Source organism: Macrococcus armenti (assembly GCF_020097135.1).
Classification (GTDB): domain Bacteria; phylum Bacillota; class Bacilli; order Staphylococcales; family Staphylococcaceae; genus Macrococcoides; species Macrococcoides armenti.
In genome coordinates this window covers 1,937,226-1,957,992 of the sequence record NZ_CP083608.1, presented here as the reverse complement: position 1 = coordinate 1,957,992, position 20,767 = coordinate 1,937,226, and the positions used below count along the sequence as shown (strand labels likewise).

General features: G+C 38.7%; 27 protein-coding genes. 26 read left to right on the top strand and 1 reads right to left on the bottom strand.

Annotated features, from left to right (window positions below; genetic code table 11):
- Positions 1-156: 156 nt before the first annotated feature.
- From rho to fabZ, 25 genes are all read left to right on the top strand, one after another.
- Entirely contained in the window at positions 157-1,473 is a 1,317-nt protein-coding gene (rho, locus tag LAU42_RS10590; protein WP_224183521.1) for a transcription termination factor Rho, read from the top strand.
- Between the two features lie 113 nt (positions 1,474-1,586).
- Complete coding sequence (locus LAU42_RS10585) at positions 1,587-1,844, top strand: type B 50S ribosomal protein L31 (RefSeq protein WP_086039247.1); 258 nt, start codon at positions 1,587-1,589, stop codon at positions 1,842-1,844.
- Positions 1,845-1,946: 102 nt separating this feature from the next.
- Positions 1,947-2,522, top strand: coding sequence for a thymidine kinase (locus LAU42_RS10580; RefSeq protein ID WP_224183520.1), 576 nt, complete (start codon positions 1,947-1,949; stop codon positions 2,520-2,522).
- An 18-nt stretch (positions 2,523-2,540) separates the two neighbouring features.
- On the top strand, positions 2,541-3,617 hold the full coding sequence (gene prfA, locus LAU42_RS10575; RefSeq protein ID WP_224183519.1) for a peptide chain release factor 1: 1,077 nt from the start codon (positions 2,541-2,543) through the stop codon (positions 3,615-3,617).
- A complete protein-coding gene (gene prmC, locus LAU42_RS10570) occupies positions 3,604-4,443 on the top strand; it encodes a peptide chain release factor N(5)-glutamine methyltransferase (RefSeq protein ID WP_224183518.1) in 840 nt (279 codons plus the stop codon). The genes prfA and prmC overlap by 14 nt, the downstream gene beginning before the upstream one ends.
- Positions 4,444-4,531: 88 nt before the next feature.
- Complete coding sequence (locus LAU42_RS10565; RefSeq protein WP_224183517.1) at positions 4,532-5,536, top strand: L-threonylcarbamoyladenylate synthase; 1,005 nt, start codon at positions 4,532-4,534, stop codon at positions 5,534-5,536.
- Between the two features lie 7 nt (positions 5,537-5,543).
- Positions 5,544-5,966 (top strand): low molecular weight protein arginine phosphatase, encoded by a 423-nt coding sequence (locus LAU42_RS10560; protein ID WP_224183516.1) that lies wholly within the window; start codon positions 5,544-5,546, stop codon positions 5,964-5,966.
- 62 nt (positions 5,967-6,028) lie between these two features.
- Positions 6,029-6,475 (top strand): ribose 5-phosphate isomerase B, encoded by a 447-nt coding sequence (gene rpiB, locus LAU42_RS10555; protein WP_224183515.1) that lies wholly within the window; start codon positions 6,029-6,031, stop codon positions 6,473-6,475.
- Positions 6,468-6,992 (top strand): TIGR01440 family protein, encoded by a 525-nt coding sequence (locus tag LAU42_RS10550; protein WP_224183514.1) that lies wholly within the window; start codon positions 6,468-6,470, stop codon positions 6,990-6,992. Before rpiB ends, LAU42_RS10550 begins: the two co-directional genes overlap by 8 nt.
- Positions 6,993-7,002: 10 nt before the next feature.
- The gene (gene glyA, locus LAU42_RS10545; RefSeq protein ID WP_224183513.1) at positions 7,003-8,238 is read left to right on the top strand and encodes a serine hydroxymethyltransferase; all 1,236 of its coding nucleotides are present in this window, start codon (positions 7,003-7,005) and stop codon (positions 8,236-8,238) included.
- A gap of 21 nt (positions 8,239-8,259) precedes the next feature.
- Positions 8,260-8,889, top strand: coding sequence for a uracil phosphoribosyltransferase (gene upp, locus LAU42_RS10540; protein WP_224183512.1), 630 nt, complete (start codon positions 8,260-8,262; stop codon positions 8,887-8,889).
- A 14-nt stretch (positions 8,890-8,903) separates the two neighbouring features.
- Positions 8,904-10,046 carry a non-hydrolyzing UDP-N-acetylglucosamine 2-epimerase gene (gene wecB / locus LAU42_RS10535; protein ID WP_224183511.1) on the top strand — a complete coding sequence of 381 codons (1,143 nt, stop codon included), beginning with the start codon at positions 8,904-8,906 and terminating at the stop codon, positions 10,044-10,046.
- Between the two features lie 187 nt (positions 10,047-10,233).
- Positions 10,234-10,587, top strand: a complete 354-nt coding sequence (locus LAU42_RS10530) for an ATP synthase subunit I (protein ID WP_224183510.1) — start codon at positions 10,234-10,236, stop codon at positions 10,585-10,587.
- A 24-nt stretch (positions 10,588-10,611) separates the two neighbouring features.
- Positions 10,612-11,334 carry a F0F1 ATP synthase subunit A gene (atpB, locus tag LAU42_RS10525; protein WP_224183509.1) on the top strand — a complete coding sequence of 241 codons (723 nt, stop codon included), beginning with the start codon at positions 10,612-10,614 and terminating at the stop codon, positions 11,332-11,334.
- Between the two features lie 47 nt (positions 11,335-11,381).
- The gene (gene atpE, locus LAU42_RS10520) at positions 11,382-11,594 is read left to right on the top strand and encodes a F0F1 ATP synthase subunit C (RefSeq protein ID WP_041636195.1); all 213 of its coding nucleotides are present in this window, start codon (positions 11,382-11,384) and stop codon (positions 11,592-11,594) included.
- Between the two features lie 65 nt (positions 11,595-11,659).
- On the top strand, positions 11,660-12,196 hold the full coding sequence (locus LAU42_RS10515; protein WP_224184798.1) for a F0F1 ATP synthase subunit B: 537 nt from the start codon (positions 11,660-11,662) through the stop codon (positions 12,194-12,196).
- Positions 12,196-12,729, top strand: coding sequence for an ATP synthase F1 subunit delta (gene atpH, locus LAU42_RS10510; RefSeq protein WP_224183508.1), 534 nt, complete (start codon positions 12,196-12,198; stop codon positions 12,727-12,729). The genes LAU42_RS10515 and atpH overlap by 1 nt, the downstream gene beginning before the upstream one ends.
- Positions 12,730-12,751: 22 nt before the next feature.
- Positions 12,752-14,263, top strand: coding sequence for a F0F1 ATP synthase subunit alpha (atpA, locus tag LAU42_RS10505; protein WP_164942802.1), 1,512 nt, complete (start codon positions 12,752-12,754; stop codon positions 14,261-14,263).
- A gap of 31 nt (positions 14,264-14,294) precedes the next feature.
- Positions 14,295-15,161 carry an ATP synthase F1 subunit gamma gene (gene atpG / locus LAU42_RS10500; protein ID WP_224183507.1) on the top strand — a complete coding sequence of 289 codons (867 nt, stop codon included), beginning with the start codon at positions 14,295-14,297 and terminating at the stop codon, positions 15,159-15,161.
- Positions 15,162-15,179: 18 nt separating this feature from the next.
- A complete protein-coding gene (gene atpD, locus LAU42_RS10495) occupies positions 15,180-16,595 on the top strand; it encodes a F0F1 ATP synthase subunit beta (protein WP_224183506.1) in 1,416 nt (471 codons plus the stop codon).
- An 18-nt stretch (positions 16,596-16,613) separates the two neighbouring features.
- Positions 16,614-17,024: a F0F1 ATP synthase subunit epsilon gene (locus LAU42_RS10490; RefSeq protein WP_224183505.1), complete on the top strand. Its 411-nt coding sequence runs from the start codon at positions 16,614-16,616 to the stop codon at positions 17,022-17,024.
- 54 nt (positions 17,025-17,078) lie between these two features.
- Complete coding sequence (locus tag LAU42_RS10485; RefSeq protein WP_224183504.1) at positions 17,079-17,300, top strand: DUF1146 domain-containing protein; 222 nt, start codon at positions 17,079-17,081, stop codon at positions 17,298-17,300.
- Positions 17,301-17,375: 75 nt separating this feature from the next.
- A complete protein-coding gene (gene murA, locus LAU42_RS10480) occupies positions 17,376-18,659 on the top strand; it encodes a UDP-N-acetylglucosamine 1-carboxyvinyltransferase (protein WP_224183503.1) in 1,284 nt (427 codons plus the stop codon).
- A gap of 13 nt (positions 18,660-18,672) precedes the next feature.
- Positions 18,673-18,903, top strand: coding sequence for a DNA-directed RNA polymerase subunit beta (locus tag LAU42_RS10475; protein ID WP_224183502.1), 231 nt, complete (start codon positions 18,673-18,675; stop codon positions 18,901-18,903).
- Positions 18,903-19,340: a 3-hydroxyacyl-ACP dehydratase FabZ gene (gene fabZ / locus LAU42_RS10470; RefSeq protein ID WP_224183501.1), complete on the top strand. Its 438-nt coding sequence runs from the start codon at positions 18,903-18,905 to the stop codon at positions 19,338-19,340. Before LAU42_RS10475 ends, fabZ begins: the two co-directional genes overlap by 1 nt.
- Before the next feature lie 42 nt (positions 19,341-19,382).
- Here fabZ and LAU42_RS10465 read toward each other — a convergent pair whose 3' ends face one another.
- Positions 19,383-19,814: a YwpF-like family protein gene (locus LAU42_RS10465; protein ID WP_224183500.1), complete on the bottom strand. Its 432-nt coding sequence runs from the start codon at positions 19,812-19,814 to the stop codon at positions 19,383-19,385.
- Between the two features lie 206 nt (positions 19,815-20,020).
- Here LAU42_RS10465 and LAU42_RS10460 point away from each other — a divergent pair, with 206 nt between their 5' ends.
- The gene (locus tag LAU42_RS10460; protein ID WP_224183499.1) at positions 20,021-20,680 is read left to right on the top strand and encodes a single-stranded DNA-binding protein; all 660 of its coding nucleotides are present in this window, start codon (positions 20,021-20,023) and stop codon (positions 20,678-20,680) included.
- The last annotated feature ends 87 nt before the right edge of the window (positions 20,681-20,767 follow it).

The window sequence follows — 20,767 nt, the reverse complement described above, 5'->3', positions numbered from 1 at the left end:
TAGATATATTGCTTTGTTATAAATCATTTTCGTGTTAAAATAATTTTTGTTTGCCTCTACAAACTTCTTCATTCCACTTAAACTTACTCAAATCATTAACGAATAGATCGATAATAAAAATAATAACTATAAATCATAATAGAAATGGGTGTTACGATGACAGAAAAAGTTAGAACAAGCCCGCAGTATGAATCTTTCCATGAGTTGTATAAAAATCATACAACAAAAGCATTGACGCAACGTGCGAAAGAGCTTGGACTTGTAAATTACAGTAAATTAAATAAAAAAGAACTTGTGTTAGCCATTATGGAAAAACAGATGGAAAAAGACGGTAACTACTATATGGAAGGTATTCTTGATGATATCCAGCCGGATGGGTACGGTTTTTTAAGAACTGTTAACTATTCAAAAGGTGAAAAAGATATATACATTAGTGCGAGTCAGATTCGTCGTTTTGAAATTAAGAAAGGTGACAAAGTTACAGGTAAAGTTCGTAAACCTAAAGAAAATGAAAAGTATTACGGCTTACTGCAAGTCGACTTTGTAAACGATCAGAATGCAGAAGAAGTAAAGAAACGCCCACACTTCCAGGCGCTAACGCCGCTTTATCCAGAAGAGCGTATTCGTCTTGAAACGACTAAGACAGCTTATTCAACACGTATTATGGATTTAGTAACGCCGATAGGCTTCGGACAGCGTGGTATGATTGTCGCGCCACCGAAAGCAGGTAAAACATCACTGCTTAAAGAAATTGCAAACGCAATTTCGGTAAACCATCCTGAAGCGAAGTTGTTTATATTGCTTATTGGTGAACGTCCAGAGGAAGTGACGGATTTAGAGCGTTCTGTAGAAGCGGCAGAAGTAGTGCATTCTACATTCGATGAGCCGCCGGAACACCATGTGAAAGTTGCGGAACTTTTATTAGAACGTGCGAAACGTCTCGTTGAAATCGGTGAAGATGTTATTATATTGATGGACTCGATTACGCGATTAGCACGTGCATATAACTTAGTAATTCCACCGAGTGGTCGTACATTATCAGGTGGTCTTGATCCAGCCAGTCTGCATAAACCGAAAGCTTTTTTTGGAGCGGCACGTAATATAGAGGCCGGAGGAAGTTTAACAATCTTATCAACAGCACTTGTTGAAACTGGTAGTCGTATGGATGATATGATATACGAAGAGTTTAAAGGTACAGGAAACATGGAACTTACACTTGACCGTAAACTTGCAGAAAAACGTATATATCCAGCGATTGATATTCGTCGCAGCTCAACGCGTAAAGAAGAACTGCTGTTAGATAAGAAGGAACTTGAGATGATCTGGCAACTTCGTAATTTATTTACAGATAGTCCCGATTTTACAGAACGCTTCTTAAGAAGATTGAAGCAGAGCGATTCTAATGAAGACTTCTTTAAGCAGTTAGGTGAACGCATGGTAGAAAGTGCGAAAACAGGTAAACCGATTATATAAATTTATGGTTGCATTCTACACATAATGCATATATAATATGTAAGTATTGACGTGAAAATTATTCACGAATAAACTCTGTTCCAGATGGTTCAGGGCAAAGGAGCTGAAAAATAATGAAACAAGGAATTCATCCTGATTATCACAAAGTAATTTTCTTAGATTCTACTACAGACTTTAAATTCTTAAGTGGATCTACACGTACTTCTAGTGAAACAATGACATGGGAAGATGGAAACGAATACCCAGTTATCCGTTTAGATATTTCATCTGATTCACACCCATTCTACACAGGACGTCAAAAATTCGCATCTGCGGATGGTCGTGTGGAACGTTTCAACAAAAAGTTCGGATTCAAATCAAGCAACCAATAATTCAATTGATCCCATGGCCAGTTTTGGTTGTGGGATTTTTTATTTTTTATAAGCGATTTATGATATAATTAATCGATTATTGTTTATAAAGGTGGCATTAAAATGTATGAGCATTACCATTCAGGTTGGATAGAATGTATAACGGGTAGTATGTTTAGTGGGAAGAGTGAAGAATTAATCCGTCGTGTACGTCGCGGACTTTTTGCGAAACAGAAAGTTATCGTGTTTAAACCGTCTATTGACGACCGTTATAGTGATATTGAAGTCGTATCACATAATGGAAATAAAGTAGAAGCAGTAAATGTACGTCACTCGTCTGAAATTTTAGAACATGTGACAGAAGCACACGACATTATTGCGATTGATGAAGTGCAGTTTTTTGATAATGAAGTTGTGAGCGTTGCAACCCAGCTTGCAGAACGTGGCTATCGTGTAATTGTTGCGGGCCTTGATATGGATTTCAGAGGTGTGCCATTTGAACCAGTACCGGAACTGATGGCGATCAGTGAACATGTAACGAAGCTGCAGGCAGTGTGCAGTGTATGTGGAGCGCCAAGTTCACGTACACAACGTTTAATTAATGGTGAACCTGCTAAGTACGACGATCCAATCATACTTGTCGGTGCAACGGAAAGTTATGAACCGAGATGCAGAGAGCACCATATCGTACTGAAATAAAATTTAAAGGAGACTATTATGTTTGATCAATTAGAAATCGTTGAAGAACGTTATGAACAATTAAATGAATTATTAAGTGATCCGGATGTTGTAAGTGATACAGATAAATTAAGAGAGTATTCAAAGGAACAGGCGGACCTTCAGAAAACAGTTGAAGTATACCGCAACTACAAATCTATTAAAGAACAACTTGATGACGCTTTAGAAATGTTATCAGAAGCATCAGATGCTGAAGAGGAAGCGATGATCAAAGAAGAAATCGCTGAACTGAAACCTCAAATTCCGCAACTTGAAGAAGAAATGAAATTCTTACTCATTCCAAAAGACCCGAATGACGATAAAAACGTAGTAATGGAAATTCGTGGTGCAGCAGGTGGAGATGAAGCGGCGATATTCGCAGGAGATTTATTCCGTATGTATTCACGCTTTGCTGAAGAACAAGGATGGAAGATTGACATTATGGAAACGAATGAGTCAGACCATGGTGGATATAAGGAGATCAGTTTCACAATTATCGGTAACGGTGCATTCAGTAAATTGAAGTTTGAAAACGGTGCACACCGTGTACAACGTATTCCGGCAACTGAAAGTGGCGGACGTATTCATACTTCAACAGCAACGGTTGCAGTATTACCGGAAGTAGAAGATGTCGAAATTGAAATTCGTCAGGAAGATTTACGAATTGAAACGTACCGTTCATCAGGTTCTGGTGGTCAGCACGTTAACACGACGGACTCAGCAGTACGTATTACGCATATCCCGACCGGTATCGTGGCAACAAGCTCTGAGAAGTCACAAATTAAAAACCGTGAGAAAGCATTAAAGTTACTTAAAACGCGTGTGTACGACAAAATGTTGCAGGAAGAAACGGATAAATACGCTGAACAACGTAAATCAGCAGTTGGTACGGGTGATCGTTCTGAACGTATTCGTACGTATAACTATCCACAAAACCGCGTAACAGACCACCGCATCGGTTTAACGATTCAGAAGTTAGATCAAATTATGGAAGGTAAGATCAACGAAATTATCGATGCGTTAACGATTGCAGAACAAACATCTAAATTAGAAGCATTGAACGATGGCGCACTTTAATATAAAATCGCTCATTCGTGAAGGTGAAGCAGCGCTTACTTCAAGTGGTGAGCCGGCAATTGGTGCGACATTTCTAATGATGGATTTATTTCGGTTTTCTAAACTTGAAATTATGTTGAATGATCAAGTGTTAACGGCAGAACAAGCTGATTTGTATAAAAAGGGTATAATTCGTTTAAAACAGCATGAGCCATTAGCGCATATTACAGGCTTTCAAATGTTTTATGATCGCAAATTCTATGTTGATAACCATGTTCTTGTACCGAGACCGGAAACGGAAGAACTTGTAGCGCTCGCCTTAAATTACATAAAAGCACATCATACAGTGGCAGATATCGGAACGGGTAGTGGTGCAATTGCGATTACTGCACAATTGGAATCGCATTGTAATATGTATGCTGTAGATATTAGTCGTGATGCACTCCATGTTGCAAAGCGTAATGGTGATCATTTAAAGGCAGACGTTACATGGCTGGAAGGTGATTTGTTAGCGCCAATCAGAGAACGTAATATAAAACTGGATGTGTTATTATCTAATCCACCTTATATTGCAGTGCATGAGCGTGACGTAATGAACAAGACAGCGCTATTTGATCCTGAACTGGCACTCTTTGCTGAAGATTCAGGCCTTGCGCTCTATAAACGTATGATTGATGGCCTGCCTGAAGTAATGAATAATAATGGATTTGTTGCATTTGAAATTGGACATAATCAGGCAAGTGCACTTGTAGCTTATATTCATCAAAAGTATGAACACATTCATGTCGATGTTCATAAAGATATTAATGGATGCGACCGTATATTGTCGTTTACGTGGTGTGAATAAGTTATGCACAAAAATAAAAAGTTATCCACATTTTGTGCATAACTTTTTATTTTTGTATAAAATGATAGTAAATAAAGGAGTGAAAACGATGAGAACTCATGTTTGGGATGTGCGTAACTTTGTGGAAGACTTATCCACATACCCACAAGTACAGGAAATCATTACAAGTTTTAAACGTGGAGAGATTATAGCGATTCCAACAGAAACGGTATATGGCCTTGCTGCAGATGCTACTAATGAGGTATCGATCGCACAGATTTTTAAAGCGAAAGGACGACCGCAGGATAATCCGCTTATTGTCCACATTCACAGCACACAGCAATTAAAGCGTTTTACGCATAATATTCATAGCGCGGCATACCAATTGATGGAACAATTCTGGCCAGGTCCGATATCATTTATTGTACCGGTAAAAGAAGGCGTGCTCGCGACTAATGTTACTGCAGGGCTTCGTACAGTGGCTGTACGTATGCCGTCAGATAAAGTGGCGCATAAGATCATCGAGATGACAGATATGTTACTTGCTGCACCCTCAGCGAATACGAGTGGTAAACCTTCGCCGACAAAAGCAGAACATGTGATCCATGATATGGATGGCAAAATTTACGGCGTTGTACAAGGTGAGCAAGTATCAGTTGGGATTGAGAGCACTGTTATTGATTGCAGTAATTATCCGTTTAGAATTGCGAGGCCAGGTGCGATAACAAAAGAAGACTTAGAGCGCGTTGTTCCTGGTTGCATAAGTGATGAAGTAATCCATAACGACAAACCGATTGCACCGGGTATGAAATATCGTCATTATGCACCGGACAGGCCGTTAGAACTTGTTCAGTCACTTCATAAAGTGACATTGAACGACAATGAGGCGTTCATTGCACCGTTATCTACGAAGTATGAAGTACAAGGTGGTCACTTCGTTAAACTTGGTCAATCGTTTGAAGATGTGAGTGGTGCAATGCATGATTTATATGATGCACTGCGTACTGCAGATGCGATTGAAGGTATCACTAAAATATACATAGCAGATTTCACATCTGTTCAAAATAGTGAAGCATTGATGAACAGAATAAACAAAGCTGTTACGAGAAAGTAGGGGGATTATGGAAATTGTATTCGTCTGTACAGGAAACACATGTCGTAGTCCATTAGCTGAAAGTATCGCGAAGTCTATGAGCAATCATTTTCAGTTTTCAAGTGCGGGCTTATTTGCCTATGAAGGTGGCCCGATATCTAGTAATTCTGAAAGGATTATACAAGAAGAGCAGCTCGCACCTGCAACGCTGAGTCATCAGTTCGATGAAACAGATAGCCATAAAGATTTAATTATTACGATGACAAATGGTCATAAAGCTCACATACAAGCGATGTATCCTAATAGTAATGTCTATACTTTAAAAGAATACACAGGTGCACAAGGAGATATCACCGACCCGTACGGTGGTGACTACGGAGTATATTTAAACACGTATCATGAACTGTCACACTACATTGAAAAAATGATAAATAAGCTAACCGATAATTAATTTACTCATAGTTGAAATAGGTTATAATATAGAGTGATATACAATTAAGGGAGGTTATATTTGTGAAAGTTGCAATCGCATGTGATCATGGTGGATTTCAATATAAAGAAAAGATTGTTGAGTTTTTAACATCTCAAAATATTGAATATGTAGATTTTGGCCCTGAAGACGAATCATCTGTAGATTATCCGGATTACGCTAAGCCAGTGGCAGAGAGCGTCGCAAGTGGTGAATGTGATCGCGGAATACTCATTTGTGGTACTGGTATCGGTATGAGTATTGCTGCTAATAAAGTGCCGGGTATACGTTGTGCCCTTGTACACGATGTGTTCACAGCACAAGTAACACGAGAACATAATAATTCCAATGTATTAGCGATGGGACAGCGTGTTATCGGTGAAGGATTGATGTTGCTCATCGTTAAGACATGGTTAAATGCTGAGTTTGAAGGTGGACGTCATCAAAGAAGAATTGATAAAGTTGCTGCCCTGGAGTCTTGCAATGGATGATTTGAAGCGACTTGTAGCAGAACTGGAAGAAATTCAATTTTTTAAAGCTGGCGCACTTTGTGTAATCGGCTGTTCTACTTCTGAAGTCATCGGAGAGAAAATTGGAACGCATAGTTCAGATGAAGTTGCAGCACAACTTATGCAAGTTTTCCGTGATGTCCATGTACGTACTGGTGTAGATTTTTGTTTTCAAGGTTGCGAACATATAAACCGTGCATTAACGATGGAACGCAGTGTGATGGAACGTTACGGTCTTGAAGAAGTGAGTGTCGTACCAGTAAGTGGTGCTGGTGGCAGTATGTCACAAGCTGCATATAAACACTTTAAAGCACCGGTAGTTGTTGAACATGTGCAGGCAGACTGTGGTATTGATATCGGACAAACGTTAATTGGTATGCACATTAAACATGTACAAATCCCGGTAAGAACATCAGTGAAACAAATTGGGGGAGCAGTTGTAACAATTGCAACACATCGCCCGAAACTTATCGGCGGTGCTCGAGCACAATACAAATAGGAGGAGTGTTATGTCAGAAATTAAACAGCAGGATATTCAAGTTTTTGAAGCAATAACGAAAGAGTTTGAAAGGCAGAATAGTCATATTGAATTAATTGCATCTGAGAACTTCGTATCAAAAGCAGTGATGGAAGCACAAGGGTCAGTTCTGACAAATAAATACGCTGAAGGATATCCGCATCGACGTTATTACGGTGGATGTGAATTTGTAGATATCGTTGAAGATTTAGCAAGAGATAGAATTAAAACGTTATTCGGTGCAGAACACGTGAATGTTCAGCCGCATTCGGGTTCTCAGGCTAATATGGCAGTTTACCGTGTTGCACTTAAACCTGGAGATACTGTACTTGGAATGAACTTAAGTCATGGTGGTCACTTAACACATGGGTCACCCGTTAACTTTAGTGGTGTAGATTATAATTTCGTAGCATATGGTGTAGATAAAGAAACTGAGCAAATTGATTATGATGTCGTACGCGAACTTGCTAAGGAACATAAACCGGCACTCATTATTGCAGGTGCCTCTGCATATTCAAGAATCATTGATTTTGAAACTTTCAAATCAATCGCTGATGAAGTAGGTGCGAAATTAATGGTAGATATGGCGCATATTGCAGGGTTAGTTGCAGCAGGACTGCACCCGAATCCGGTACCGTACGCAGATTTCGTTACGACGACAACACATAAAACATTACGTGGACCTCGTGGCGGTATGATTATTTGTAAAGAAGAGTATGCTAAAGCAATCGATAAAATGATTTTCCCGGGAATCCAGGGTGGTCCGTTAATGCACGTTATTGCAGCTAAAGCAGTTGCTTTTGGTGAGGCGTTAACAGATGAGTTCAAACAATATCAGCAGCAAGTTGTTCGCAATGCAAAAGCGCTGGCAGAAGCATTAACGGAAAAAGGTTTACGAATCGTTTCAGGCGGCACAGACAATCACGTGATGAGCATTGATGTAACAAGTTTTAATATTACAGGTAAAGTTGCAGAGCGTGCTTTAGATGATGTTGGTATCACTACAAACAAAAATACAATTCCATTCGATAAAGAGAGTCCGTTTGTAACGAGCGGTATTCGTATCGGTACACCAGCTGTAACGACTCGTGGCTTTAACGAAGCGGACATGAAAGAAATTGCGCATATTATCGCAGATGTGCTTGCAAACCCGGAAGACGAAGCGACAAAAAGTGATGCGAAAGCGCGCGTGAAGGCGATAACGGATAAATATCCGTTATATCAATAATTATTAGGAAAGAGGTATAGTATGGCAAAAGTCCATGTATTTGATCACCCCCTTATTCAGCACAAATTGAGTTACATCCGTGACGCATCAACAGGTACGAAAGAATTTCGTGAGCTTGTTGATGAAGTAGGTATGTTGATGGCCTATGAAGTGACACGTGATCTTGAGTTAGACGATGTAACAATTAAAACGCCTGTTACAGAAATGACAGCAAAGCGTTTATCAGGTAAGAAAGTTGCGATTGTGCCTATTTTAAGAGCAGGTTTAGGAATGACAGAAGGCGTTCTTAAAATGATTCCGGCAGCACGTGTTGGACATGTTGGGTTATATCGTGACCCTGAAACACTGCAGCCAGTTGAGTACTTTGCAAAGTTACCGCAGGATATTAAAGAGCGCGATTTTATCGTTGTAGACCCAATGCTTGCAACAGGAGGTTCTGCAATTGAAGCGATTAATTCACTTAAGAAACGTGGCGCAACTAAAATAAGATTTATGTGCCTTATCGCAGCGCCTGAAGGGGTAGAAGCATTACAGACAGCACATCCAGATGTTGATATTTATATTGCAGGGTTAGATGAAAAACTGAATGATCATGGCTACATCGTTCCAGGACTTGGAGATGCAGGCGATAGATTATTCGGAACTAAATAACTAGGAGACTTGATATGAAGAAGATAATGACCATCTTTGGTACACGTCCAGAAGCGATTAAAATGGCACCATTAGTACTCGCATTAAAAGAAGATCCAGATTTAGAACCTGTCGTTGTTGTAACAGCGCAGCATCGTGAAATGCTAGATCAAGTTTTAGATATCTTCGGAATTAAGCCAGACTATGATTTAAATATAATGAAAGCAGGACAGACGCTTTCAGAAGTGACAAGCCGTGTTATTTTAGGGCTGGAAGAAGTTATTCAGGAAGCCCGCCCGGATATGATTTTAGTTCATGGAGATACGACGACGACGTTTGCTGGGAGTTTAGCAGCATTTTATAACGAAGTTGCCATTGGTCACGTAGAAGCGGGGCTTAGAACATGGCAGAAATATTCACCATTCCCTGAAGAAATGAACCGTCAGATGACAGGCACACTTGCAGACCTTCATTTTGCACCAACTGACGATGCAGCAGAAAATTTACGTAATGAGAATAAACCTGAAGAGAGAATTGTTATTACAGGTAATACTGCGATTGATGCGCTGAAAACGACAGTAAAAGAAGACTACACTTCAGACATTCTTAATCGTGCAGAAGGTCGCAAAGTCATTTTGTTAACAGCGCATAGAAGAGAGAACATCGGTCAGCCGATGCATAATATTTTCAGTGCAATCAGACGAATTGTAGAAGAGTTTGAAGATATTGAAGTCGTGTATCCGATGCATAAAAATCCGAAAGTACGCGAAATTGCTTCAGAACATTTAAGCGAACACAATCGCATCCAGCTGATTGAGCCTTTAGATGTAATTGACTTCCATAACTTTGCAAGCCGCAGCCATTTTATTTTAACGGATTCGGGTGGTGTGCAGGAAGAAGCACCATCACTTGGTAAACCAGTCCTTGTATTACGCGATACAACTGAACGTCCGGAAGGTGTGAAGGCTGGTACACTGAAGCTTGCAGGTATTGAAGAAGAAGACATTTATAATATGACAAAGGCATTATTAACAGATGCAGCGCTTTATGAATCAATGTCAAAAGCAAGCAATCCATACGGTGATGGAGAAACATCAAAACGCATTTGTGGTCATATTAAATATTATTTCGGCTTGACAGAGGAAAAACCGGCTCCGTTTAAAGTTGAAAGCAAGTAGTACCATTTGCAATTATCAGACTTTTTAATAAACGTTTAAATGTGTCTAATTTGTGAACGTTTCGTGAAGTTTTAATTTTTAAGTTTTTCACATAGCATTGACACACATTTTGCCCTATATTATCATAAATTAGGAATGAAACGGTTTTCATTCATGTGAAAACTTTTTCTAAGGAGTTTATCCTGATATGTCAGAATTTAAGACATTTTTCAACTTGTATCTGAAGTATTTTTTATGCCTGATAATTCTACTTGCTATAGTCTATATTTTTTATAGAAATAGCTTCGTATTAGGACTTATCATCGGCACAATTGCTTCAGCGGTTAGCAGTTTTGTCTGGCATCACAACTTGTTGCGTGCAATCAATAGTGATGCGCTCTATGTTTCGAGTGGTATGGGGATTCGCTTTTTAATAGCGGTCATGGCATGCCTCTTCTGGGTAAGATTTCCGCACAGCATTAATTTACTCGGAATCGCACTCGGCCTGATGTTAACATATGTTATGATTATCATACATTCTGTTAACAGTTTGAAAAAATAATACATATATGGAAGAGGTGAAGTAATGGGACACGGATCACCCCTCTATAGTCTTAATTTATTCGGTCATGAAATGATTTTTGATCTTTCATCGATGTTAATGCTTACGGTGACTGCGGCAATCGTATTTTTAATAGCGGTGCTCTTTACACGAAATTTAAGTGTAAGACCTCACGGTAAACAAAACTTTATCGAATGGATTTTTGACTTCACAAGAGGAATTATCAACAGTAACATGGCGTGGAATAAAGGTGGGCGTTTTCATTTCCTGGCTGTAACATTGTTATTATTTATCTTTGTTGCAAACATGCTTGGGTTACCATTTGCAATTATTAATGGTCACACTTTATGGTGGAAATCTCCAACAGCAGACCCGACAGTTACATTAACACTTTCAACATTGATGGTACTTTTAACACATTACTATGGTGTTAAAATGCGCGGTACTGGCAATTATTTAAAGAGCTTCGCTCAACCAGTATGGTTTATGGTACCATTCAAAATCATCGAAGAATTTTCATCAACTTTAACACTTGGTCTGCGTCTTTACGGTAACATTTTCGCAGGTGAAGTACTACTTGGTTTACTTGCAACACTTGGTACAGCAGGCGCTGCAGGCATGTTAGGTGCTGCAATTCCAACACTTATCTGGCAAGGTTTCTCAATTTTCGTAGGATCGATTCAAGCCTACATTTTCGTAATGTTATCAATGGTTTATATGTCACATAAAGTGTCAGATGACCATTAATATAAAAAAATTAAAAAATAACTTATTTCTTTAGGAGGAAATTATTAATGAATTTATTAGCAGCAGCAATCGCAATCGGTTTAGCAGCATTAGGAGCAGGTATTGGTAACGGTTTAATCGTATCTCGTACAGTTGAAGGTGTAGCACGTCAACCAGAAGCACGTGGTCCATTAATGACTATCATGTTCATCGGTGTAGGTTTAGTTGAGGCCCTTCCTATCATCGCAGTAGTAGTAGCATTCATGGTAATGAACCGTTAATTTTAAAATATAACTCGTTAAAGGCGAAGTCGTTCTGATTTCGCCATTCATTTATGAAAAGTGCGATGAAAGGAGCGTTATTCTTGAATTTCTTATTATTAGGTCAAGCAGCTGAACCAGCTGGTGTACAGTGGGGAACAGCAGCATATACATTAGTGTTATTTGCACTATTACTATTCTTATTAAGCAAATTCGCATGGGGTCCATTAAAGAACATTATGGACGAACGTCAAGCAGGCATTACAGCTGACCTTGATAATGCGAAGCGTCAAAACGAAGAAGCAAAGCGTTACGCTGAAGAAAACAAAGCATTACTTGCAAAAACACAGCAAGAAGTATCTGTTATTATGGAAGATGCTAAGAAACAAGCGAAAACACAGCAAGAAGAAATCATTCATGAAGCAAATATGCGTGCGAACAAAATCGTTAGCGATGCACAAGTTGAAATCGAAAACGAAAAACAACGTGCAATTGCTGATATTAACGATCGAGTTGCAGAATTATCAGTATTAATTGCTCAAAAAGTTATTAATAAAGAAATTACAGTACAAGATCAAAAACAATTAGTAAGAGAGTTTATCGAAGAGGCAGGCGATAAATAATGGCCATTGTCCAGGATAAATACGCACAAAGTTTATTTGAAGTAGCACAAGCACAAGGTGTTCATGAAAGTGTACATCAGGATCTTGCTGAAATTAAAAAAGCATTAGCTGGCAACAAAGCATTCTTTGCATTTGCAGAAGACCCAAAAGTATCAAGTGAAAAGAGACATGCATTCGTAAATGCAACTTTCACAGGTGTTGATACACCACTTAAAAACTTATTAAGCATGCTTGCTGATAAGAAACAACTTGGTTTATTACCAGCAATTGCAGATTTTTATACTAAACACTATAACAAGTTTAATCATCAGCAATACATGAAGGTTGAATCTGTATATGCATTATCAGAAGAAGAACTTGATGAAATTGGTAAAGCGTTCATTAAACGTACAGGCTACAAAAAACTATTAATAGAAAACGTAGTAAACAGCACTTTAATTGGTGGCATTCGTGCAACAATTGGTACAACTGTTTATGATGGCTCTGTTGCGAATGAACTGACACAACTTGAAAAATCGTTTCACAAACAATAATTTCTTAAGAGGAGTGACATAAATGGCCATCAAAGCTGAAGAAATCAGTGCGTTACTAAAATCACAGATTGAAAATTATGAGTCTGGCATGACAGTAACGGATGTAGGTACAGTTATCCAGGTCGGTGACGGTATCGCATTAGTACATGGTTTAAACAACGTTATGGCTGGAGAACTTGTTGAGTTCCATAACGGTGTATTAGGTCTTGCACAAAATTTAGAAGAGAATAACGTTGGGGTCGTAATTTTAGGACCTTTCACAGATATTAAAGAAGGCGACGAAGTAAAACGTACAGGTCGTATTATGGAAGTACCTGTTGGTGAAGAATTAATCGGTCGTGTTGTTAACCCATTAGGTCAACCAATCGATGGCCGTGGACCACTTAACACTACTAAAACACGTCCAATTGAATCACCAGCAACGGGTGTAATGGATCGTAAATCAGTTGATGAGCCATTACAAACTGGTATTAAAGCGATTGATGCATTAGTACCAATCGGTCGTGGTCAACGTGAGTTAATTATCGGTGACCGTCAAACAGGTAAAACAACTGTAGCAATCGATACAATTCTTAACCAAAAAGACGAAGACATGATTTGTGTGTACGTTGCAATTGGTCAAAAAGAATCTACAGTGCGTACAGCAGTAGAAACGTTACGTGAGCATGGTGCATTAGATTACACGATCGTTGTATCAGCATCAGCTTCTCAACCAGCACCATTATTATACATCGCACCATATGCGGGTGTAGCAATGGCTGAAGAGTTCATGTTCAATGGTAAACACGTATTAATCGTATATGATGATTTAACGAAGCAAGCAGCAGCTTATCGTGAGTTATCATTATTATTACGTCGTCCGCCAGGTCGTGAAGCATATCCAGGGGATGTATTCTACTTACATAGCCGTTTGTTAGAACGTGCAGCGAAATTAAACGATAGTTTAGGTGGCGGTTCTATTACTGCATTACCATTCGTTGAAACACAAGCAGGGGATATCTCAGCTTACGTACCAACAAACGTAATTTCAATCACTGACGGACAAATCTTCTTACAATCAGATTTATTCTTCTCAGGTGTTCGTCCTGCAATTAACGCCGGACTTTCAGTTTCACGTGTTGGTGGTTCAGCACAAATTAAAGCTATGAAGAAAGTAGCGGGTACATTACGTCTTGACTTAGCGTCATACCGTGAATTAGAGTCATTCGCACAATTTGGTTCTGACCTAGATCCAGCAACGAAAGCGAAATTAGAGCGTGGTAAACGTACGGTTGAAGTATTAAAACAAGACCAGAACAAACCATTAACAGTAGATAAACAAGTTACAATTCTTTATGCATTAACAAAAGGTCACTTAGATGATATTCCAGTTCAGGATATTACACGCTTTGAAGACGAATTCTTAGGATGGGTTGGTTCAAACGCACCTCACATCTATCAGGAAATTCGCGAAACGAAAGGCTTACCAGCTGATGAAGTATTTGTAGAAGCAATTAATGCATTCAAGAAAATCTTCAAAAAGTCTGAAGAATAGAACGGGAAATCAATCATAAGGTGGTGACAAAATGGCTTCATTAAGAGACATAAAAGGTCGCATTAATTCAACTAAGAAAACAAGTCAAATTACGAAAGCGATGCACATGGTTTCTAACTCTAAACTACGTCGTGCAGAGGAAAATGCTAAGAGCTTCTATCCGTATATGGAGAAAATGCAGGATGCAATCACTGCAATTGGCGATAGTAATTCAGATGCGAATCATCCAATGCTGCAAAAACGCCCAGTTAAAAAGACAGGTTACTTAGTCATTACATGCGATAAAGGTCTTGCAGGTCCATACAATGCAAACATTTTAAAAAGTGTAACGCAGAAAATTCAAGAACGTCATAACAATAACCCAGCTGAATACGGCATTTTAGTTATTGGTCGTGTAGGCCGTGATTTCTTACGTGCGAGAGATTACAACGTTGAAGGTGAAATCATCGGGTTATCAGATCAGCCATCTTTCAAATCAATTAAAGATATTACTCAAAAAGCAGTATCGCGTTTTGAAACTGGAGAATATGACGAACTATACATGCATTTTAGTCATTTTATCAGTGTACTTGAGCAGGAAGTTCAGGAGCGCAAGATTTTACCGATATCTAAAGAAGATGTTTCAGGTGAATCAAAACTTTCTAACTATGAATTTGAACCGGATAAAGATGCGATTTTAGAAGTAATTCTTCCGCAATACGCAGAAAGTCTAATATACGGTGCAATCTTAGATGGTAAGGCAAGTGAACATGCTTCACGTATGACTGCAATGAAGAATGCAACAGACAACGCAAAAGAATTAATCGACGATTTATCATTACAATATAACCGTGCGAGACAAGCCGCAATTACGCAGCAAATTACTGAAATTGTTGGTGGAGCAGCCGCATTAGAATAACACTTAGGAGGAATAAACATGGCAGTAGGTCACGTAATCCAAGTTATGGGTCCGGTTATTGACGTTCGTTTTGAACATGGTCAATTACCAGCGTTAAACAATGCCTTAACTTTAGATATCGAACGTGGAGAAGGCAAAACTGAAAAGTTAACATTAGAAGTTGCCCTTCACTTAGGTGATGATGCAGTACGTACAATCGCAATGAGCTCTACTGACGGTGTACAACGTGGAGCGCAAGTTACAGACAGTGGCGCACCAATTTCTGTACCAGTTGGAGATGCAACATTAGGTCGTGTATTCAACGTATTAGGAGAAAAAATCGACTTAGAACCTGAAATTGATGGTTCAGTTCGTCGTGATCCAATTCATAGACAGGCACCTAAATTCGAAGAGTTATCAACGAAAGTTGAAATTTTAGAAACTGGTATTAAAGTAGTAGACTTATTAGCACCATACATCAAAGGTGGTAAAATCGGTCTATTCGGTGGTGCCGGTGTAGGTAAAACAGTATTAATTCAAGAATTAATTAACAACATCGCTCAAGAGCATGGTGGTATTTCGGTATTCGCCGGTGTTGGTGAGAGAACACGTGAAGGTAACGACTTATTCCACGAAATGAGCGACTCAGGCGTTATTAAGAAAACAGCTATGGTATTTGGACAAATGAATGAGCCACCTGGTGCACGTATGCGTGTAGCATTATCAGGTTTAACGATGGCTGAGTACTTCCGTGATGAACAAGGTCAGGACGTACTTTTATTCATCGATAACATCTTCCGTTTCACGCAAGCAGGTTCTGAGGTTTCGGCACTGTTAGGTCGTATGCCATCTGCCGTTGGTTACCAACCAACACTTGCTACTGAGATGGGGCAATTACAAGAACGTATCACGTCAACAAACGTAGGATCAGTTACATCGATTCAAGCGGTATTCGTACCAGCCGATGACTACACTGACCCAGCACCAGCGACTGCGTTCGCCCACTTAGATGCAACAACAAACTTAGAGCGTAAATTAACAGAGATGGGTATCTACCCAGCCGTTGACCCATTAGCGTCAACTTCACGTGCATTAACACCTGCTGTTGTTGGTGAAGAGCATTATGAAGTAGCGCGTGGCGTTCAGGCTACTTTACAGAAGTACCGTGAGTTACAAGATATCATCGCCATTTTAGGTATGGATGAATTATCTGATGAAGATAAAAAGACTGTTGCACGTGCGCGTCGTATTCAGTTCTTCTTATCTCAAAACTTCCACGTTGCTGAACAATTTACTGGTCAAAAAGGTTCTTATGTACCAGTAAAACAAACTGTACAGGACTTTAAAGCAATCTTAGAAGGTAAATATGACCATATTCCTGAAGATGCTTTCCGTTTAGTTGGTGGCATTGAAGCAGTATTAGAACAAGCTAAAGGTATGGGTGTAGAAGTATAAACATAGGAGGAAGAAACTATGAACAAATTAGCAATTGAAATAGTCACTCCTAATGGATCAATATACTCAGAAGCTGAAGCTGAATTAATTGTTCTACAGACTGAGTCAGGTGAAATGGGTGTGATGGCTGGACATATTCCTACAGTCGCACCACTTAAAATTGGTGCTGTTCGTGTGACGAAATCAGGAAACGATAAAGATTACATCGCTGTAACTGAAGGTTTCGCTGAAATTCGTCCACAACAAGTATCGGTGTTAGTACAAGCTGCAGAACAAGCTGATGAAATTGATATTGAGCGTGCAACTGAATCTTTACATCGTGCTGAAGCGCGACTTAAAGAAGATAAAGCAGCTGATGTTGATTTCCATCGTGCAGAACGTGCATTACACCGTGCGATGAACCGTATTGAAGTCGCAAAGTTTAGATAATCACATTAAGAGGCTGAGACGTATGTTTCAGCCTCTTTTTTACAGGAGAATAATATGAATGTATTTGCACTTACATATATCGTTTTATATTTATTAATTTCCGGGGTAATATTTAAAAGTCTACAGGCAATACGAACAGAACAATGGTTCAAACAAAATCGTACTCAGGATATCCAGGTAATATTAATGAGTTTAAGTATGGGGATAAGCTACCTAGTAACAAACTTCATTGTCGATTTAATAAAATATACAAATCAAATATTTATTCTTTTTTAATGAATAAATAGTGTATTAAAGGGGTAAATAGTATAAAATACTTGTATAGATATGTTTATGATTTTGGAGGAAATAATGGATACAATTATCGTTAAAGGTGGCAATAAATTAGTTGGAAACGTCAAAGTTGAAGGGGCGAAGAATGCTGTACTGCCAATCATGACAGCATCTTTACTTGCATCAGAAGGTGTGAGTGAATTCAGTAATGTCCCAGCACTTTCGGACGTTGATACAATTTCAGCTGTATTAGAAGGATTAAACGCAAAAGTAAAAAAAGAAATGAATATAAATCGTGTGACCGTAGATGCACAAGGAGAGTTATCAACGCATGCAGCTTATGAATTCGTAAGTAAAATGCGTGCAAGTGTATTAGTATTAGGCCCATTACTTGCTCGTTTTGGCTATGCCGAAGTTGCAATGCCGGGTGGTTGTGCGATTGGATCAAGACCAATTGAACTACATCTGAAAGGATTAAAAGCGCTCGGGGCATGCATCGAACAAAAAAATGGTTACTTAATTGGAACAGTAAACGGAAAACTTAAAGGCGCGGAAATTTATCTGGACTTCCCGAGTGTAGGTGCAACGCAGAACATTTTAATGGCAGCTGTACTAGCTGAAGGTAAAACAGTAATTGATAACGTTGCACGTGAACCTGAAATTGTAGATCTTGCAAATTATTTAAATCGCATGGGAGCAGATGTTCAAGGGGCTGGGACTGATACGATAACTGTCCATGGCGTTGAGAAATTATCAGGTGCGAAACATGAAATCATTCCAGATAGAATTGAAGCAGGTACATTTTTAATCGCAGCGGCAATTACACGAGGTAATGTATATGTGGAAGGTGCAGTGTACGAGCATATGCAGGCGCTAATCGCAAAACTTCGTGAAGCAGGATGCAATATCGAGATAGATGAAAAAGGTATTCGTTTAAGCGCACAAGGACCATTAAACGCAATTGACGTAAAAACATTACCACATCCCGGATTCCCGACAGATATGCAGGCACAGATGATGGCATTAATGTTGTCTATAGAAGGGAATAGCAGTGTGAATGAAACCGTATTTGAAAATCGCTTTATGCATGCAACAGAGTTCCAGAAAATGAATGCAAATATAATTGTTGATAAGCGATTTGCATTTATTAAGAATAGTGCATTGCAAGGTGCAGATGTTGCTGCAACAGATCTTAGAAGTGGTGCTGCACTCATCCTTGCAGGACTTGTCGCAAAAGGCTATACTAAAGTAACTGCATTACATCATCTTGACAGAGGATATGTAAATTTCCATACAAAACTGCGTAGTCTTGGTGCAGAAATAGAACGTACAGGTGATGTTAAAGAAACTATTAATGCCTAGGAGCGTGTGCATTATGAAATTGAGAAAGCCAACTTTTAAAGAGCGTGTCACACAAATTGGTGATACTGAAGTCGTACATCGAACTGTACCGATATATGTTACACTGATTTTCGTTTTAGTTTTAATGGCGATTATTTTTATTATCGGCATGATGATTGGATATGGTATATTACATTCACCAATAGATATATTCAAACCGTCAACTTGGCAGCATCTTAGAGAACTTACAGGGAGTGGCAGTTAATGGAAACTTTATTAACTTTTGATGAAATTAAAAAAATTATTCCGCATCGTTATCCATTTTTGTTAATTGACCGTATCGTTGAGTTAGAAGATGGTAAACGTTGCACAGGTATTAAACAAGTGAGCGGGAATGAACCTTTCTTCCAGGGGCACTTTCCAGAATACGCTGTAATGCCAGGTGTATTAATTGTTGAAGCACTTGCGCAAGTAGGTGCGGTCGCGATGTTAAATTTGGAAGATAATAAAGGAAAACTTGCGATGTTTACAGGGATAGATAAATGTCGCTTCAAATCCCAAGTAACACCAGGAGATACTTTAACACTTACAGTTGAAATGACGCGTATTAAAGGTCCAATTGGTAAAGGGACTGCGACTGCAATGGTCGGAGATCGTCTTGCATGTAGTTGTGAAATCAGCTTTGCAATTGTAGACCAATAAAATAACCCCCAAAGTTCATGAATTGAACTTTGGGGGGTTCTTTTATTCATTTTCATCCTTTAATTTAGGCTTAGACTGCATCTTTCTGTTGAATGCTGTAATAAGTGACTGACCGGATAATCCATCATTTACGAGTTGCTCTAATAACTTTTCAGCATATGTTTGTCGTAACGTATAAATGTGACATTCAAATATAACTGAAATTTTATCATCCAAAACTTGAATATCTTTAATTGTGGACTCGAACATCGCGGGATCATTTGATGCACGTGTAATAACGACACGCGTATCAAGTATCGTACCGTTCTGCATGTATGATTCCATCGTTTCAAGGTGAATTTCATCAATTAATATTTCAAGCAGCCAGCCAGTTCCACTATTTTCTTTATTGATTATTACACCATCGTACAACATATACTCTTTCATTGATTCATCTTCAACGATTTGAAATCGAATTGCTTTGAACGTTTTCATGTATATCCCTCCATCATCTATTATAAATCTTTCCATAAATTTTTCAAATTACTATATTTCAAAAATTGCATTGAAAAGTTAGCAGTTTTTGAATAATTACGTTCAGAAATTAAAAAATAACGTTATTTTCATTACGATTTTTTAATTTCTGCAATTTTCTATTTGAAATGATTTTTAATATATTTTATGTGAAAGGAGGTGAGAAATTGATAAACAAAGCTATTGTTGCAGGTCGTCTCGTAAAAGATCCGTTGCTGCGTCAGGCTGCTAACAACACAACGATTGTTACATTTTCGTTAGCAGTAGATAGAGGTAATTCTAAGCAAGGTGAGAGGCAGACTGATTTTTTAATGTGTAAAGCTTTTAATAAAACTGCAGAGAATATTCATAAGTATTGTAATAAAGGTAGTTTTGTCAGTATTACTGGTCAAATTCATAGCACACGTTATGAGAAGGACGGGAAGACGAATTTCGGTACAGAAATATTAATTGAAAACATTAAATTCCTGCCTAATATGAGCAGTAATAAAGCAGAAAAGCATGAATCACGTGCTGATACGATTTGGAATAGCTTATCAGATGAAGTGAAAGATAAGATTACAAATAGCTTACTGACAAAAGGTACAGATCAGCTCCTGCAAACACAATCGACGGCTGAAGAACGTTGGAACAGTAAACTTTTTGAGAATCAGGAAGAGAAATCTCCGAGTGTATATGCGGAGCAGGCTGATGAGATTATTAAGAAAGCGACAAACAATGAAGTTAATATAGAAAATAAAGATGAAACATCATCACAAGAAAGTGATGGTGAAACATCTGCTGAAAGTGAAGATAGTAATGTAACAGATAGTAACATCCCGTTTTAGACGCCATTTCATTACTCACACCTCATCTATACACCCACCAACCTTTGTAAAAGCGCAGTGCTGAACGCTTTTGCAAAGGTTATTTTT